Source organism: Sphingomonas sp., from assembly GCF_036402235.1.
Taxonomy (GTDB): Bacteria; Pseudomonadota; Alphaproteobacteria; order Sphingomonadales; family Sphingomonadaceae; genus Sphingomonas.
The window spans coordinates 7,501-21,799 of sequence record NZ_DASWTG010000020.1 but is presented as its reverse complement, the minus strand read 5'-3'; the positions used below and the strand labels follow the sequence as shown (position 1 = coordinate 21,799).

At 68.2% G+C, this 14,299-nt stretch carries 15 protein-coding genes (1 of these 15 cut by a window edge); 8 read left to right on the top strand and 7 right to left on the bottom strand.

Annotation, left to right across the window (positions count from 1 at the left end):
- Window positions 1–3 precede the first annotated feature (3 nt).
- The 4 genes from ybeY to VGD28_RS04220 form a co-directional block, all read right to left on the bottom strand.
- Complete coding sequence (gene ybeY, locus VGD28_RS04235; RefSeq protein ID WP_331027083.1) at window positions 4–513, bottom strand: rRNA maturation RNase YbeY; 510 nt, start codon at window positions 511–513, stop codon at window positions 4–6.
- A 122-nt stretch (window positions 514–635) separates the two neighbouring features.
- Complete coding sequence (locus VGD28_RS04230; protein WP_331027082.1) at window positions 636–1,649, bottom strand: PhoH family protein; 1,014 nt, start codon at window positions 1,647–1,649, stop codon at window positions 636–638.
- Between the two features lie 244 nt (window positions 1,650–1,893).
- Window positions 1,894–2,718 (bottom strand): hypothetical protein, encoded by an 825-nt coding sequence (locus VGD28_RS04225; protein WP_331027081.1) that lies wholly within the window; start codon window positions 2,716–2,718, stop codon window positions 1,894–1,896.
- Window positions 2,715–3,158 (bottom strand): ABA4-like family protein, encoded by a 444-nt coding sequence (locus VGD28_RS04220; protein ID WP_331027080.1) that lies wholly within the window; start codon window positions 3,156–3,158, stop codon window positions 2,715–2,717. Before VGD28_RS04220 ends, VGD28_RS04225 begins: the two co-directional genes overlap by 4 nt.
- Window positions 3,159–3,194: 36 nt before the next feature.
- Between VGD28_RS04220 and VGD28_RS04215 the strand changes: the two genes are divergently transcribed.
- Window positions 3,195–3,827 (top strand): TetR/AcrR family transcriptional regulator, encoded by a 633-nt coding sequence (locus VGD28_RS04215; RefSeq protein WP_331027079.1) that lies wholly within the window; start codon window positions 3,195–3,197, stop codon window positions 3,825–3,827.
- Here VGD28_RS04215 and VGD28_RS04210 read toward each other — a convergent pair.
- Window positions 3,824–4,654 (bottom strand): oxidoreductase, encoded by an 831-nt coding sequence (locus VGD28_RS04210; RefSeq protein WP_331027078.1) that lies wholly within the window; start codon window positions 4,652–4,654, stop codon window positions 3,824–3,826. The genes VGD28_RS04215 and VGD28_RS04210 overlap by 4 nt on opposite strands.
- A 71-nt stretch (window positions 4,655–4,725) precedes the next feature.
- On the opposite strand from VGD28_RS04210, the gene VGD28_RS04205 reads away from it, so the two are divergent.
- Window positions 4,726–5,157: a MerR family transcriptional regulator gene (locus VGD28_RS04205; protein WP_331027077.1), complete on the top strand. Its 432-nt coding sequence runs from the start codon at window positions 4,726–4,728 to the stop codon at window positions 5,155–5,157.
- A 204-nt stretch (window positions 5,158–5,361) separates the two neighbouring features.
- Here VGD28_RS04205 and miaB read toward each other — a convergent pair whose 3' ends face one another.
- The gene (miaB, locus tag VGD28_RS04200) at window positions 5,362–6,672 is read right to left on the bottom strand and encodes a tRNA (N6-isopentenyl adenosine(37)-C2)-methylthiotransferase MiaB (protein WP_331027076.1); all 1,311 of its coding nucleotides are present in this window, start codon (window positions 6,670–6,672) and stop codon (window positions 5,362–5,364) included.
- Between the two features lie 348 nt (window positions 6,673–7,020).
- Here miaB and hisS point away from each other — a divergent pair, with 348 nt between their 5' ends.
- The 6 genes from hisS to VGD28_RS04170 all read left to right on the top strand — a co-directional run bounded on the left by hisS (window position 7,021) and on the right by VGD28_RS04170 (window position 14,227).
- Window positions 7,021–8,331, top strand: coding sequence for a histidine--tRNA ligase (gene hisS, locus VGD28_RS04195; RefSeq protein WP_331027075.1), 1,311 nt, complete (start codon window positions 7,021–7,023; stop codon window positions 8,329–8,331).
- On the top strand, window positions 8,328–9,401 hold the full coding sequence (gene prfA, locus VGD28_RS04190) for a peptide chain release factor 1 (protein WP_331027074.1): 1,074 nt from the start codon (window positions 8,328–8,330) through the stop codon (window positions 9,399–9,401). The genes hisS and prfA overlap by 4 nt, the downstream gene beginning before the upstream one ends.
- Window positions 9,398–10,210, top strand: a complete 813-nt coding sequence (gene prmC, locus VGD28_RS04185; RefSeq protein ID WP_331027073.1) for a peptide chain release factor N(5)-glutamine methyltransferase — start codon at window positions 9,398–9,400, stop codon at window positions 10,208–10,210. The genes prfA and prmC overlap by 4 nt, the downstream gene beginning before the upstream one ends.
- 266 nt (window positions 10,211–10,476) lie before the next feature.
- Window positions 10,477–11,217 carry a DUF4167 domain-containing protein gene (locus VGD28_RS04180; RefSeq protein WP_331027072.1) on the top strand — a complete coding sequence of 247 codons (741 nt, stop codon included), beginning with the start codon at window positions 10,477–10,479 and terminating at the stop codon, window positions 11,215–11,217.
- A 135-nt stretch (window positions 11,218–11,352) separates the two neighbouring features.
- Window positions 11,353–12,702: a DUF4139 domain-containing protein gene (locus tag VGD28_RS04175; RefSeq protein ID WP_331027071.1), complete on the top strand. Its 1,350-nt coding sequence runs from the start codon at window positions 11,353–11,355 to the stop codon at window positions 12,700–12,702.
- Between the two features lie 10 nt (window positions 12,703–12,712).
- On the top strand, window positions 12,713–14,227 hold the full coding sequence (locus VGD28_RS04170) for a hypothetical protein (protein ID WP_331027070.1): 1,515 nt from the start codon (window positions 12,713–12,715) through the stop codon (window positions 14,225–14,227).
- Here VGD28_RS04170 and VGD28_RS04165 read toward each other — a convergent pair.
- Window positions 14,224–14,299: the 3' portion of a hypothetical protein gene (locus VGD28_RS04165; protein WP_331027069.1), read on the bottom strand. The gene runs 212 nt beyond the window's last position; 76 of the gene's 288 nt are visible here — the last part of the coding sequence; its start codon lies beyond the right edge, outside the window; it ends in the stop codon at window positions 14,224–14,226. The two genes, VGD28_RS04170 and VGD28_RS04165, sit on opposite strands and share 4 nt — an antisense overlap.

The following is a 14,299-nucleotide window of genomic DNA, read 5'->3' as shown; positions in this document are numbered from 1 at the left end:
GGGTCAATCCTCGCGTACCAGATAGGGGTCGGGGATCCCCAGCGTTTCGAGCGCGGCGCGCTCCATCGACTCCATCGCCTCGGCTTCGGAATCCCCCTGATGGTCATAGCCTAGCAAATGCAGCACCCCATGGACAATGAGGTGCGTGGCATGCTGCTCGACCGTGAAGCCCTTTTCCTCCGCTTCCGCCGCGCAGACGCCATGCGCGAGCACGATATCGCCCAGGATCACCTCGCCGTCGTCGCTGTTCTGGGTGAGTGCCTCGATCAGGTCGGGCTCGATCATCGGGAAGGAGAGGACGTTGGTCGGCTTGTCCTTCCCGCGATACTGGGCGTTGAGCTGATGCACCTCCGAGTCGTCGGTGAGGCGCACGGCGATCTCGATCACCGCATCGGCTTCGACAAGGTCACCGAACGGCGTCTGGCCGACCGCTGCGGCGGCGGCCTGTGCGCCGATCGCGTCCCAGTCGAGGTCAGGCCAGCCGCTTTCGCGCTGGACGGCGACATCAAGCATCGCCGCCCTCCTGACCCGTTCGCCCTGAGCTTGTCGAAGGGCTGACTTTCCCCTTCCCCGTCGTCGAGGGAAAGAACGGCGCTTCGACAAGCTCAGCGCGAGCGGAGGTCTTGTGGCGTCCGCTAGGCATCCTCGCAGCCTTCGCCTTCGTACGCATCGACGATGCGGCCGACGATCGGGTGGCGCACGACGTCGCCGATGCCGAAGCGGATCATCGCCAGCCCCTCGATCCCCTCGAGCTTGCTCACCGCGTCGTTGAGGCCGGAGGCCGAGGGGCCGCCGGGCAGGTCGGTCTGCTTGGGATCGCCGCACACCACCATGCGGCTGTTCTGGCCGAAGCGGGTGAGGAACATCTTCATCTGCATCGGCGTGGTGTTCTGCGCCTCGTCGAGGATGACGAAGGCGTCGGCGAGCGTGCGGCCGCGCATGAAGGCGATCGGCGCGATCTCGATCTCGCCGCTCGCGATGCGCCGCTCGACCTGCTCGGCGGGCAGGCAGTCGTAGAGCGCGTCGTAGAGCGGGCGCAGATAGGGATCGACCTTGTCCTTCATGTCGCCGGGCAGGAAGCCTAGGCGCTCGCCCGCCTCCACCGCGGGGCGTGACAGGATCAGGCGCTTGACCGATCCGGTGATGAGCTGCGCGACCGCCTGCGCGACCGCCAAATAGGTCTTGCCGGTGCCCGCCGGCCCGAGCGCGAAGATGATGTCGTTCGACACCAGCGCGCGCATGTACGCGGTCTGCGTCATCGAGCGCGGGACGATCGTCTTGTTGCGCGTGCGGATCATGATGGGCGGGGCGGCGCCCTCGTCATTCTCGGCGCGGATGATGCCGGTGAAGGTCGGCTCGCTCGACATCGCGATCACCGCGTCGATCAGGCCGGTGTCGATATCCTCGCCGCGGATCACGCGGCTGTGCAGCTCGACCAGCACCTCGCGCGCGTGTGCGACGGCTTCGGCGCTGCCCTCGATCACCACGCGCTGGCCGCGGGCATGGATGTACACGCCCAGCCGCTCCTCGAGCGCGAGGATATTGCTGTCATACTCCCCGAAGAGCTGCGGGAGCAGCTGCGGCCGGTCGAACGTCACCTCGACGCGCGAGCGCTGGCCCTGCTGGGCGGGGACGGGTTTGCGGCTCATGCGGTCCTTTCGAGTGGTGAAACGTCACAAAGGTCATGCCCGCTTCGCGCGGGAGCATGACGGCCAGTTGACGAAGTTGACAGATTCGCGCGTGTCAGGCGGCCATCGGGAGCCAAACCGGGATATAGCGCGGAGGTTCCGTTACGCATGTCGTGCGTCGGACGATGGCAGAGCTGTACGGTGTAGGACAGGGGAAAGTGACCCGCGGGCGCTTTGGCCCGCGGGTGACGCAAGCGCGCAACAGTCAGAGCGGCAGGAGCGCGCGGCCGCTCACAGCCTGGAAGAACACGCCGAGCGTGAGTGCTGCATAGAGCGCGCTGGCGCCGAGCACCGTGGCCCAGCGAATGCGCGCCGAGGCCCCTGCGACCGCGGCAGCGAGCAGCGGGATCGCCTGCTCGGCATGGATGCCGAAGAAATGCGCGACGCGCAGGTCGCCGCCCAGGCGGTTCCAGCCGAACAGTGGCACGCTGCCGCCGACCTGCCCGACCGCGTGGCCGGTCTGCGAGCTCATATAGCCGCCCATCCACCCGCCCAGCACAAAGGTGAGGACAAGGCCAATCGCCACCGCGGCGACGAAGCTGCGCTGAAGGCCGGGTGCGGGCCGCCGGGCGATCTCCCAGGCGAGCGGGAGCGTGGTCGCGGTGAGGATCACAGCGCCGAGGCCCATCAGCGCGTACATCGTCGCGTGGAACGGCGTGCCCGTGTTGAAGTGCGATTCGAGCCCCTGTGCCGCCTGGAAGACGATATAAACGAGCTCGAAGCTGCCGCTGGCGATCAGCGCTGCGGCGGTGCCGCGCATCAGCAGGCTGTTCCGCCGCTCGGGCCGGACATAGCCCATGAACCAGGCGGCGGTGAGCGCGAACACGCCGACCGAGACGAAGAACTTCGCCGGTTTGACCCAGATGCCGACGCCGCTCGCCAGCGTGCGCGGATCGACCAGCTGGAGCACGGTCGCGACGGCGCCGAGCGCCAGCGTGACGAGCCCGTAGCGCGTGAGCAGGCGGTGGCGGCGGCCGAATTCCGCCAGCAGCCGCGCCGGGCGCGGGGGAGTGAGGGCGAGCGCGGTCATTGTGCGGCCTCCTGGTTGGCGAGCGTGGCACGCGCGGCGAGATAGAGAAGCAGCCCGGCCGGGCCGAGCAGGAAGGTGAGCGGCAGGCACGGCAGCACGATCAGCGGCGAGATGCCGCGGCCAGCCGCGTCGCGGCTGATCCACGCGCCGATGAACAGGTCGAACGCGAGGTAATGGAGCCAGCCCGCGGTGAGCGCGGCGTCGTCGGCGAACAGCGCGCGGACCTGCGCGATCGAGCCGAAGCCGCCCGCCTCGAACCCGGCGCGGCCTTGCCAGATCAGCAGGACGTAGCCGATGGCGAGGATCGCCGGGATGACGAATTGCGCGGCGGGGAAGACGTAGGCGCGCGCCGGTTTGACGAACAGGGCGGCCAGCAGAGCCAGCCAGCCGAGCATGGCGAGATTGCCGCCGAGACCGAAGATGGTGGATGGATCGAGCATGTTGCGCCTCCTATCTGAACACCGTATAGATTGCGTATGAACGACGGTCTGAACAGTGTCAAGATAACTGCTGGGGAAGGCGCGCGCGCCTATCATCACGGCGCCTTGCGCGAGGCGCTGATCGACGCCGCCGAATCGATCCTGGAGGAGCGCGGGGTCGAGGGGTTCTCGCTGCGCGAGGCGGCGCGGCGCGCGGGGGTCTCGCCCGCAGCGCCGGGGCATCATTTCGGCGATGCGCGCGGGCTGCTGACGGCGGTGGCGACGCGCGCGTTCCGCGATTTCGGCGATGCGCTCGAGGCCGGCGATGTCGGCACGCACCGGAGTGAGCGGCTGCGCGGGCTGGGCATGGCCTATGTCCGCTTCGCGCTCGCCAACCGCGCACGCTTCCAGCTGATGTGGCGCAAGGCGCTGCTCGACCGCGACGACGCCGGTTTCTGCGCGGCGGGCGACCGGGCGTTCGACATCCTTGATCGCGTCGCGCGCGGCGGGGATGCGGACGAAGGGCCGGATTTGACGGCTCTATCCCCCTCGATCGCCGCTTGGTCGATCGTCCATGGCTTTGTCGAACTGGCGCTGAGCGGCGCGTTCGGGACCGGGCCGGAAGAGCTGGAGGCGGCGACCGAGCAGCTGCTGCCGCGCGTGCTCGATCACCTGGTGGTGGCTGACTAGACTCGCCCCGACTGGCTCATCCGCCACATCAGTGCGTCGAGCCAGCGATCGGGCAGCCAGCGGGCCAGGAAGAGGAAGATGGGCGCCCCGCCGCCGGTGGCGTAGCGAATGCGCGGGCGGAGCGCGGCGGCCGCCCTGGCGATCGTATTCGCCACGACCTCCGGCGGCGAGGCGAGGCTGGAGCCTTCGACGCTGCCCAGCAGCGCGGCGTGCTTGAGCGCCCAGGGGGCATAGTCGCTCTTGCCCGAGCGCTGGACCAAGCTCTGTGCGGCTATGCCCTGCCATTCGGTGCGGATCGCGCCCGGCTCGATGATGACCACGCGGATGCCGAACGGACGAAGCTCCATGCGCAGGCAGTCGCTGAGGCCCTCCACCGCGAACTTGGTGGCGTGGTACCAGGCGCCGAACGGCTCGCCCGCCTTGCCGCCGATTGAGGTGACGTTGACGATCGTGCCCGATCGCTGCGCGCGCATCAGCGGCGCGGCCAGCTGGCACAGCCGCGCGAGGCCGACCAGATTGACTTCAATCTGCCGCCGCGCCTCCTCCATCGGCACGTCCTCGAGCGCGCCATAGCTGCCATAGCCGGCATTGTTGACGAGCAGGTCGAGCCGGCCCGCGGCTGTGCGGACCGTCTCGGCCGCGGCGACGATCGAGGCGTCGTCGGTCAGGTCGAGATAGACGGGCGTGGCACCGAGCGCGCGGAGCGGTTCCATCCGGTCGAGGCGGCGAGCGGCGGCATAGACCGTCCAGCCATCCGCGATCAGGCGCTTGGCGGTGGCTTCGCCGATCCCGGCCGAGGCTCCGGTTACGAGGGCAATTTTGGGCATGCGGCACTCCAATTGATCTGTGGAGCCTGACCATATAAGTGTGGACCATAGTCCATGGTCAAGAGTGTGCGATGCTGATTTCCGAATTCGCCCGGCGCGCCGGGCTGAGCGTCGACACCGTGCGCTTCTACATCCGCAAGGGGCTGCTCGCGCCCGGGACCGGCCTCAAGGGCGGGTCCAACCCTTATCAGCTCTTTGCCGAAGAGCATCTGGAGGTGGCGCGCGCGATCCGCATGGCGCAGGGGCTGGGCTTCACGCTGCGCGAGATTGCGACGCTGGCGGCGGAGTATCAGGCCGGCATGACCACCGAGCGCAGCCTCGAGCTGATGCGGATGCAGCTTGGGCGGCTCGAGGAGAAGGCGGCGCAGCTTGGCGCGATGATCGACTATACCCGCGCCAAGGTGGCGTGGCTGGAAAGCGACCAGAAGGGCGCTGAGCCCCTGCTCGGCGACTATGAGGGGTGCCGGATGGAAGCGGGCATGGGCTCTGGGCAGGTCGATTGAACCCTGCCGGAATCAAATCCGTGACCTAGTGCGGATTCAGGTGAAGCATGCTGTAGGTTTGCATCAAGCCCCAACCCGTCACCCCGGCCTGTGCCGGGGTCCACCGAGTTATACCGGATGAGCAGGAGGCTTGTGGTCAGCGCGTGCGGCGGAGTGGGACCCCGGCACAAGGCCGGGGGGACGGTTAATAGGGGAAATGGGGTGTTAGGCGGCGGCCTTCACCTTTGTGACGCCCGCCAGCGAGTTCGGCCCGGCCTGGACGATCTCGACCTCGACCAGATCGCCGATCTGCGCGTCGGTCAACAGATGGACCGATTGCAGCCAGGGCGACTTGCCGAGCATCTGGCCCGGCAGCTTGCCCTTGCGTTCGATCAGCACCGTGCAGCTTCTACCGACTGTCGCGGCGTTGAACGCGGCCTGATCGCGGTTCAAGGCCGCCTGGAGGCGCTGGAGGCGGTCGTCCATAACCTCGGCGGGCACCGCGCCATCCATCTCGGCGGCGGGGGTGCCGGGGCGGGGCGAGTATTTGAAGCTGAAGCACTGCGCATAGCCGACCGCATCGACCAGGCTCAGCGTGTCGGCGAACTCGGCCTCGGTCTCGCCGGGGAAGCCGACGATGAAGTCGCCCGACAGCGCGATATCGGGCCGCGCCGCGCGGACGCGATCGAGGATGCGCAGGTAGGAATCGCGCGTATGCGAGCGGTTCATGGCTTTGAGGATGCGGTCGTTGCCCGCCTGCACGGGCAAGTGGAGGAACGGCATCAGCTTCTCCACCTCGGCATGGGCGCGGATCAGGCCGTCGCGCATGTCGTTGGGGTGGCTGGTGGTGTAGCGGATGCGGTGCAGGCCCTCGATCCTGTCGAGCGCGCGGATCAGGCCGTGCAGGCCGGTGCCCGCATCATCGTCCCATGCGTTGACGTTCTGACCCAGCAGGGTGATCTCGCGTGCGCCGGCATCGACCAGCGACTTGGCCTCGTCGACGATCGCCGCGAACGGACGGCTGACCTCGGCGCCGCGGGTGTAGGGAACGACGCAATAGGTGCAGAACTTGTCGCATCCTTCCTGCACCGTGAGGAAGGCGGAGGGGCCGGTCTTCCGGCGCGCGGGAAGGACGCCGAACTTGCTGGCGACCGGCATATCGGTATCGACCGCACGCGCGCCGGAGGCAGCCTGTGCGACCAGCGCGGGGAGGTTGTGATAGGCCTGCGGGCCGACCACCACATCGACCTTGGCGCGGCGGATGATCTCCTCGCCCTCGGCCTGCGCGACGCAGCCGGCGACGGCGATCATCGGATCCTGCCCGTGCTTGCGCAGCCGGCCAATGTCCGAGAACACCTTCTCGGTCGCCTTCTCGCGAATGTGGCAGGTGTTGAGCACGACCAGGTCGGCGCTCTCGGCGTCCGCGGCGGCGGTCATGCCCTGCGCAGCCATCAACTCGGCCATGCGCTCGCCGTCATAGACGTTCATCTGGCAGCCGAAGGATTTGACGTGATAGGTTTTGGGGGTGAGCTTCATGGGCGGGGCTATAGTCGAAGCAGGACGATTGGGGGAGGGGTGGGATTTTTTGGTTCACGCGAAGGCGCTAAGACGCGAAGAAGGTTAGGAATAAGGTTTTTCGCGCAGAGACGCAGAAAGCGCAGAGGCGGCATACTCTATGCGCGTTCTATGCGCGCGTAGCGCCCTACAACTCAACCGTTGCGGCAAGCGTCGCCGTTGGAGCGGTGCAAGCCGCTAACGCGGCAAATCCACCTCTCTGCGCTCTCTGCGCCTCTGCGCGAAAAGACCTTCTTCTCTTCGCGTCTTCGCGCCTTAGCGTGAACAATCTTTCCTTCTTCCCCCCACCCCAATAGATAGCCCGCCCAAATGGCACGGATCGAGACCCCCAAGCGCGTGCGCGGCACGCAGGATATCTTCGGCGAGGAGCAGCGCCGCTTCGCGCGCGTCGTCGAGGCGTTCGAGCATGTGCGGCGGCTCTATTGCTTCCAGCAGGTGCAGGTGCCGGTGTTCGAGGCGACGGGCGTGTTCGCGCGCAGCATGGGCGAGACGTCGGACGTGGTGTCGAAGGAGATGTACACCTTCCCCGATCGCGGCGACGACCTGCTGACGCTGCGGCCCGAGTTCACCGCGGGGATCTGCCGCGCCTACATCACCGAAGGGTGGCAGCAATATGCGCCGCTCAAGCTGACCACGCACGGGCCGGTCTTCCGCTACGAGCGGCCGCAAAAGGGCAGGTATCGCCAGTTCCACCAGATCGACGCCGAGATCATCGGTGCGGCCGAGCCGGCGGCGGACGTCGAGCTGCTGACGCTGGCCGACCAGCTGCTGCGCGAGCTGGGGATCAGCGAGGGCGTGACGCTCCAGCTCAACACGCTGGGCGATGCCGAGACGCGCGACGCCTGGCGCGCGGCGTTGATCGAGCATTTCCAGAGCCACCGCGCCGACCTGTCCGAGGACAGCCTGACGCGGCTGGAGAAGAACCCGCTGCGCATCCTCGATTCCAAGGACCCGCGCGATCGTCCGGCGGCGGATTCGGCACCGGACATCGACGCGTTCCTGACGGCGGAAGCCAGGGACTTCTTCGACGCGGTGACGGGCGGGCTGGACGCGGCGGGGGTCGCCTGGACCCGCAATGCGCGGCTGGTGCGCGGACTCGACTATTACCGCCACACCGCGTTCGAGTTCGTCACCGACCGGCTCGGCGCACAGGGCACGGTGCTGGCGGGCGGGCGCTATGATGGGCTGATCGGGAACCTCGGTGGACCCGAGACCCCGGGCGTGGGCTGGGCCGCGGGGATCGAACGGTTGGGGATGCTGGCCGATGCGCCGGAGGATGAGTTCCCGCTAGTTGCTATTATACCCAGCAATGATGATGCGGAGGCTTTGGCCAATGCGTCGGCAGCGGAGCTCCGACGCGCCGGAATTGCGACGCAGACCGCGTTTCGCGGTAACTTGAAGAAGCGGATGCAGCGGGCAGACGCCGCAAAGGCCTGGTTCGCGCTCATCGTCAATGCTGACGGGCTGGCGCTCAAGAACCTCGGGACTGGCGAGCAAGAGCCAATAACTTTCGAGGACCTGGCCGAGCGAACTGGCGTCCGGATTATCGAGGAAAGCGGCAGGCAGCAGGGGTATTTGTCGGAAGACGATGATCTGCCAGAGGGCTTCGACGGCGAATGACCACCATCTCGCCCGACAAGATCGCCGCGATCGAGGCGCGGCGCGATGAGCTGCAGGCGATGATGGCGACCGGCGATCTGCCGTCGGACCGCTTCGTCGCGGTCTCCAAGGAATATGCCGAGCTTGAGCCGGTCGCGGCGGCGGCGGGCGCGGTGCGGCGGTTGCGCGAAGAAGCCGCGAGCCTCGTCGAGATGAGCCGCGACGGCGATCCCGAGCTGCGCGCGATGGCAGCTGAGGAACTGCACGCCAATGAGGAAGCGCTGGCCAAGGCTGAGCACCGTCTCGCGCTGGCGTTGCTGCCGCGCGACGTGGCGGACGAGCGTGCGGCGATGCTCGAAATTCGCGCGGGTACCGGCGGGGACGAGGCGGCGCTGTTCGCGGGCGACCTGCTTCGCATGTACACCCGTTATGCCGAGCGGCAGGGGTGGAAGGTGGAGATGATCTCCGCCAGCACGTCGGAAGCCGGGGGCTTCAAGGAAGTCGTTGCCAGCGTCGCGGGCAGGGGCGTGTTCGCCAAATTGAAGTTCGAGAGCGGCGTGCATCGCGTGCAGCGCGTGCCGGTGACCGAAAGCGGCGGGCGCATCCATACGTCCGCGGCGACGGTGGCGGTGCTGCCCGAGGCGGAAGAGGTCGATATCGAAATCCGGAGCGAGGATCTGCGCGTCGATATCTACCGCTCGTCGGGCGCGGGCGGGCAGCACGTCAACACCACCGATTCGGCGATCCGGCTAACGCACATCCCGACCGGGCTGGTGGTGATCCAGCAGGACCAGCGCAGCCAGCACAAGAATCGCGACAAGGCGATGCAGGTGCTGCGCACGCGGCTTTACGAGCTGGAGCGCGAGCGGCTGGCGAGCGAGCGATCGGGCGCGCGCAAGTCGATGGTCGGGTCCGGCGACCGCTCGGAGCGGATCCGCACCTATAATTTCCCGCAGGGGCGGGTGACCGATCACCGCATCAACCTGACCCTCCACCGCCTGCCCGAAATCCTCGAGGGCGAGATGGACGAGCTCATCGGGGCGCTGGTCGCCGAGGATGAGGCGGAGCGGCTGGCGGCGCTCGATTCGTGACCGTCCGTGCGGCGATCGCCGATGCCGCCACACGGGTCACTTCGGAGACGCCGCGGCTCGATGCCGAGCTGCTGATGGCGCATGCGCTGGGCGTGTCGCGCCAGGCGATGCTGCTCAAGCATCTGGGCGACCCGGCTCCGGAGGGCTTCGCGGCGCTGGTGGAGCGGCGGATCGCGCATGAGCCGGTGGCCTACATCACCGGCAGCCGGGGCTTCTGGACGATCGAGTTGGCGGTCGGCCCCGGCGTGCTGGTGCCGCGCGCGGACAGCGAGACGCTGATCGAGGCGGCGGTGGCATATTTCGCGGGGACCGAAGGGCCGAAGCGCGCGCTCGATCTCGGCACCGGGCCGGGCACGCTGCTGCTGGCGGCGCTGGCCGAATGGCCCGAGGCGAGCGGGGTGGGGGTCGATGCCTCCGAAACCGCGCTCGGCTATGCGCGGGACAATGCGGCGCGGCTGGGCATGGCGGATCGCGTGGAGCTGCGCGCGGGCGACTGGGCCAGCGGCATCGACGGCCGGTTCGACCTGATCCTGTGCAACCCGCCCTATATCGGCACCGGCGAGGAGCTGGGGCCGGAGGTGCGCGCGCATGAGCCGACCGCGGCGCTGTTTGCGGGCGTGGATGGTCTCGACGACTATCGCCGCATCGTACCCGATCTGCCGCGCCTGCTCGCGCCGGGCGGGATCGCGGTGCTGGAGATCGGCTGGACGCAAGGCGCGGCGGTGTCGGCGCTGGTGCGTGAGGCAGGGCTGACCCCGGCGGTGCGCAAGGATCTGGGCGGGCGCGACCGCGTGGTCACCGCAAGTTGAACTATCGCGACCAGATACCAATATAGTGCTTGGAGATTGGTGCCCCACCGGCTAAGGATGGCCGCGGGGATGGCACCTTCAACCTAAATCGTTGAAATGGCACGCTGACCCAATCCAAGGCATGTGCGCTGCTGAATGTCCGGCAGCCGTGCGGGGCGCCGCTCCGGCCCGTGGTGTACCACGGACAGGCGCGGCGGCGGGGCCAACACGCATCCGGGATCGCTGTGATCGATGGCGGATTGAGTTAAGGACAGGACACACAGACGTTGATGAACAATCGTCAGGCGAACAGCGGCCGCCGGCGCGGCCGTGGTGGCCAGCGCCAGCAGGGCGGCAATCCCAACCAGGGCAACGGCAACCGCATCGACAACCGCGCCCGGGGCAACGCCGCGCAGCTTCTTGAGAAGTACAAGAACCTCGCGCGCGACGCCCAGATGGCGGGCGACCGGGTCAACACCGAATATTACCTCCAGTTCGCCGATCACTATTTCCGCGTTCTCGCCGAGAGCCGCTCGCGCTTTGAGGAGCAGGATCGCCAGCGCCGCAATCGCGACGATTTCGACGGCGACGAGGATGACTATGAGGACGGCGTCGAAGGCGTCCGCGCCAATGAGGGCGACGCCGGCGACGAGGGCCAGGAGCGTGAAGGCCGCGATCGCGGCGACCGCTTCGAGCGCCGCGACCGTGAAGGGCGCCGCGACCGTGACCAGCGCGAGGGGCGCCGCGAGCGCAACGACCGCAATGAGCGTCGTGATCGGCAGCCCGAGAGCGAAGCCGTCGAGGCCGCTGCGCCCGTCGCCGCCAACGAGGACGACGAGGCGCCGCGAGCGGAGCAGCCGCGCCGCCGCGGGCGTCCCCGGCGCGAGGAGAGCGAGGATGCGGGCGACGCCGCCGGCATCGCCGCGATCCTCCCCCCGGCACTGGGCGTCGAGGGCGAAGTGGTGACGGAGGCCAAGCCGCGCCGCCGCCGCGTGAAGAAGGACGAGGAACCCGCCGCGGCGGAGTGATCCTGCGACCTGCGCAAGAAATACAGGCCGGTCCGTAGCTTACGGGCCGGCCTTTTTCTTGGGCGCCCGCTTTGCCGGTTGACTTCGATCGCGCCGTGGCGATGCTGGCGCGGCATATCGGGTGGGGAGAGTGCGATGCGGCGTCTGACCTTGGCTCTGGCTGCGGCAGGAGCCGCGCTTCCCGGCATCGCGATCGCGCAGACCGCCCCGGCGCCCAACGCTCAGGGCGATGTCTCGGTCACCATCTACAACAACAATCTCGCGCTGGTGCAGGACAAGCGCGAGCTGCGCCTGCCCGCGGGCAAATCAAAGCAGGACTTCCCCGACGTCTCGGCGCAAATCCGGCCCGAGACGGTTACCCTCGCCGCGCCCGGCGCGACGATCGTCGAGCAGAATTTCGACTTCGACCTGCTCACCCCCGAAGCGCTGATGGAGAAGGCGGTCGGCCAGAACGTCACCGTCGTGCGCGGCGGCCAGAGCCTGCCGGCCAAAGTGCTCGCCTATAATGAAGGCGCGGTGGTCGAGATCGGCGGGCGGATCGAGGTGCTGGGGAAGGACGACCGGGTGGTCTTCCCGGCGCTTCCGCCGTCCCTGCGCGCGCGCCCGACCCTGTCGGTGACGCTGGACGCCGATGCCGCGGGGCCGCGGCCGGCGACCCTCTCCTACCTGACCTTCGGCATGGGCTGGAAATCGGACTATGTCGCGCTGTTCGACGAGAAGGCGGGCAAGATCGACGTCCAGGGCTGGCTGACGCTGACCAACAACAGCGGCACCACCTACAACAATGCCAACACGCTGCTCGTGGCAGGCGGCGGCGGGCAGCGCGGCGCGGGATCGACGATGGTGCCGGGCACCGAGACCGCGGGGCGCGAGCGGATCGGCGACTTCTATGTCTATCCGATCCCCGGCCGCGTCACGATCGCGCAGCGCCAGCAGAAGCAGGTGAGCTTCCTCGACGTCGCGAGTGCGCCGGCGGCCAAGGCCTATGCCTATCGCAACCCCTGGCTCGGGCGGCAGGATCAGCCGCGCAGCGTCGATACGGTGCTTCGCTTCTCCTCGTCCAAGGAAGGCGGCCTCGGCGATGCGCTGCCCGCGGGCACGGTGCGCATCTATATGCGCGATGCGCGGGGTGCCCCGCAGTTCATCGGTGAGAACAATATCGGCCACACCCCGATGGGCTCGCGCATCGCGATCAAGACCGGCGAGGCGTTCGACGTGAAGGTCAAGGCGGTGGTGCAGACGCGCACGCGGGTGAGCGACAGCAAGTGGCGGACCACGATGGTCTATACTCTCACCAACGCGCGGCCCGAGGCGGCGGTGGTCGAGCTGTCGCAAGGCGGGCTCGACAGCTGGTGGAAGGATACCCGCATCCTTGAGGAGACCCAGCCGAGCGAGCGCGTCAACGCCGACGAGGCGCTGTGGAAGGTGAGCGTGCCCGCCAATGGCGAGGCGAGCCTCACCGTCACCTTTGAAACCCGGTACTGAGAGCGGACCGGTGCGGGATAGCCGCACATTCATCCTGTACGTGCTCGTCGCGATCGCCGGCGCGGGGGGCGCGCGGGCGCAGGTGCAGACCTCCGCTGCGCCCGATGCGGTCGCGGTCACCGTCTATCGCGCGCCCGACCGCGGCGCCGAGCAGAAGATCGATCTCGGCTGGCTCGGCGGCTATGCGCTGGTCACCGAAACGCGGACGATCACCATTCCAGCCGGACGCGCGGTGATCCGGTTCGAGGGGGTCGCCTCCGGCATCCTGCCCGAGAGCGCGATCGTCACGGGGCTGCCCGCCGGGGTGCGCGAGAAGAATCTCGACGGCGAGCTGCTGTCGGCGGCCAGCCTCTACAGCCGCGGCTATGCCCGTCCGGTGACGCTGCGCCGTACGCGCGAGGGCAAGACCGTCGAGGAGCGCGCGGTCATCCGCTCGGGGCCGGAGGGATCGGCGATCGTCGAGACCGCGCGTGGGATCGAGGTGCTCAACTGCGGCCCGACCGAGGATGCGATTAGCTATGACGGCGTGCCCGCCGGACTGTCGGCGCGGCCGACCCTGTCGGTCGAGACCGAATCGCCGCAGGGCGGGACCGCGACGGTCACGCTCTCCTATCTCGCCTGGGGGTTCGACTGGCAGGCCAATTATGTCGCGACGCTGCAGGAGGGCGGGGCAGCGGCGGACCTGTTCGCCTGGGTCACGCTGGCGAGCACCGACATGACCAGCTTCGCCGATGCGCAGACGATGGTGGTGGCAGGCAAGGTCAACCGCACCACGAGGCGGACGTCCAATCCCTATGAATCGCCCGATCACTTCGAGTTCCGCTGCTACATCAAGGATCGGATCGTGGCGGCGGATGCCGCCGGTTTCGCGCCGGCACCGCCCGCACCGCCGCCGCCGCCGGCTCCGATGATGGCGGCAGAGGCGATCGTGGTCACCGGATCGCGCATGCGCCGTGTGGAGCAGGAGGATCTTGGCGACCTCAAGGCCTATCGCGTGCCCGAGCCGACCACGGTCGCGGCCAGATCGCAGAAGCAGGTTGCGCTGATGGGCAAGGACGCGGTTCCGGTGAGCATCGTCTATGAGAGCAAGGTCTATACTCCTGCGGTCGAGCCGCCGCTGATCCTGGTTCGGGCCCTGAACAAGGCCGACAAGGGCTTGGGGCTGCCGCTTCCGGCGGGGCCGGTCGCGCTGTTCGAGCGCCAAGGGCAGCGCGCGCTGTTAATTGGCGAATCCTCGACTGACGACAAGGCGGTCGGTGAGGAGGTCGAGGTGAAGTTCCCCGTCGCCGCCAATGTGACGGTCGAGGCGCGGGACGTGAGGAAGAAGGGGCGGGTGCGCACCGCCGAGCTGATCGTCCGCAACGCCAATCCGTTCGCGATCCGCTATGAGGCGGACTTCAACCTCAATGGGGAGGTCAAGGCTTCGGCCCGGCTGGTGGCGAAGAACGGGCGCAAGCTGTGGGCGGTGACGGTGCCGGCAAATGGCAGCGCGACGCTGAACTACCGTGAGATCGCGCCGCGCTAGACCTGATGATCCCGGTCGGTCGCGTCGCGCGAGCGCTCGTCGTGGCCGGTGCCCGAACTCATGAAAATGAGG